The organism is Rhizobacter sp., from assembly GCF_031412495.1.
In the GTDB taxonomy this organism is placed as follows: domain Bacteria; phylum Pseudomonadota; class Gammaproteobacteria; order Burkholderiales; family Burkholderiaceae_C; genus Schlegelella_A.
The window spans coordinates 1-2291 of record NZ_JANODC010000534.1 but is presented as its reverse complement, the minus strand read 5'-3'; the positions used below and the strand labels follow the sequence as shown (position 1 = coordinate 2291).

Here is a 2291-nt window from a genome sequence, read left to right as displayed (position 1 = left end):
CGGCGCGCTCCCGGTCACCGGGGTCGCGCCGGCCGGCGCCTTCACCCGCGCTCCCACGCGTGGTAGCGGCGCACCCAGGCGAGCAGCCGCTCCGGCGCGTGCGCGCGCCGCCAGGCGCCGGCCACCGACCGGCTCGCTTCGCTCATCGTCGGGTAGGCGTGCACCGTGCCGAGGACCTTGTTCAGGCCGAGGCCGTGCTTCATGGCCAGCACGTACTCGGCGAGCAGGTCGCCGGCATGCTCGCCGACGATGGTCACGCCGAGGAGGGTGTCCTTGCCCGGCGGCGTGAGGACCTTGACGAAGCCCTGCGTCGCCGCGTCGGTGACGGCGCGGTCGAGCTGCTGCAGCGGGAAGCGCGTGACCTCGTAGGCGACGTTCTGCGCCGTCGCTTCCGCCTCCGAGAGCCCGACCCGCGCGACCTCGGGGTCGGTGAAGGTGGCCCACGGAATCACGGCGTAGTCGACCTTGAAGCGCTTGAAGCGGCCGAACAGCGCGTTGACCGCGGCGTGCCAGGCCTGGTGCGCGGCGACATGGGTGAGCTGGTACGGGCCGGCGACGTCGCCGACGGCGAAGATGTTCGGGTAGCGCGTGCGCAGCCAGGCGTCGGTCTCGATGGTGCGGGTCTTGTCGACCAGCGCGACGCCGAGCGTCTCGAGGCCGTAGCCCTCGACGCGCGGGCTGCGACCCACGGCGCATAGGAGCTGGTCGAACTCGATCGTCCGCTCGGCTTCGCCGCCGTGCGCGATCAGCCGCCTGACCTCGCCGTCGCGCTCGCAACGGATCGCCCGATGCCCGGTGAGCAGGGTCACGCCATCGGCCTCGAGGGCCGCGGCGACGAGCGCTGCCGCGTCCTCGTCCTCGCGCAGCATGACGCGCGGCGCCATCTCGACCAGCGTCACCTTCGCGCCCAGCCGCGCGAACGCCTGGGCGAGCTCGCAGCCGACCGGGCCGCCGCCGAGCACGACCAGGCGGGCCGGCAGCGATGGCAGGCCCCAGACGGTGTCCGACGTGAGGTAGCCGACCTCGGCGAGGCCCGGGATCGGTGGCACGGTCGGGCTCGCCCCGGCGGCGATGACGATGCTGCGGGTGGTGAGGGTCCGCACGCCTTCCGCACCCTCGGCGCCACCGACGCCGGCAATCTCCACCGACCAGGGCGAGGTGATCCGCGCCCTGCCCGTCAGGACCTCGACGCCGAGGCCCGTGTAGCGCTCGACCGAGTCGTGCGGTGCGATGGTCGCGATGACGCGCTGCACGCGCGCCATCGCGGCTGCGAAGTCGACGCGCGCTCCGGGGCTGGTCACGCCGAGCGCGGCGCCGTCGCGAACTTCCTTCGCCAGCCGTGCCGAGCGGATCAGCGCCTTGCTCGGGACGCAGCCGAAGTTCAGGCAGTCGCCGCCCATGCGATGCGCCTCGACCAGCGTCACCCTGGCCTTCACCGCCGCCGCGACATACGCAGTGACCAGGCCGCCGGCGCCGGCGCCGATCACGACCAGGTTGCGGTCGAAGCGCTTCGGCCGGGGCCAGCCGGCGTAGACCTGGCGCGTCCGCCACCCGCCCACCACGCCCCTGCCCAGCCACGGCAGGGCGGCGAGCAGCGCGAAGCTCAGCCACAGCGCCGGCGACAGGATGTCGGCCGGGCTGTGGATGCTCGCCAGCTGGGTGCCGGCGTTGACGTAGACGACCGTGGCCGGCAGCGACCCGAGCTGCGTCACCCAGTAGAAGCGCCAGGCGCCGATCGGGGTCAGGGCGCTCAGCAGGTTGACGAGGAAGAAGGGAAAGGCCGGCAGCAGGCGCAGCGTCAGCAGGTAGAAGGCGCCGTCGCGCCGCATGCCCGCGTCGATCGGCGCCAGGCGCTTGCCGAAGCGCTCCCGGACCAGGTCGCGAAGCAGGTAGCGGGCGATCAGGAAGGCGAGCAGCGCGCCGAGGCTGGCTGCGAACGAGACCACGGCCACGCCGACAGCGACCCCGAACAGGGCGCCGGCGGCGAGGGTCAGGATCGTCGCCCCGGGAATCGACAGCGCCACCGAGCCGACGTAGAGCGCAAGGAACGAGGCCAGCGTGAGCGCTGGCTCTCGCCGGTACAGCCCGAGCAGGCTGTCGCGGCTCGACTTCAGCGAATCGAGCGTGAGCAGGCTGCCGAGGTCGAAGTGGAGGTAGAACCCGACCGCCAGCCGCGCGAGCAGCAGCGCCCCTATCCACAGGCCGCGGCGACCCACGCCAGTGGTCACGCCGCGCGCGCCGCGACCCCGGGCACCGGGTCGGCCTCCAGGGCGCCGCCGCAGCTGCTGCCC

The 2291-nt window shown here is 73.6% G+C and carries 1 protein-coding gene; it reads right to left on the bottom strand.

Annotated features, from left to right (window positions below; all coding sequences use genetic code 11):
• Positions 1-41 precede the first annotated feature (41 nt).
• On the bottom strand, positions 42-2228 hold the full coding sequence (locus tag AC30N0_RS19880) for a dihydrolipoyl dehydrogenase family protein (RefSeq protein ID WP_489519612.1): 2187 nt from the start codon (positions 2226-2228) through the stop codon (positions 42-44).
• Positions 2229-2291 lie beyond the last annotated feature (63 nt).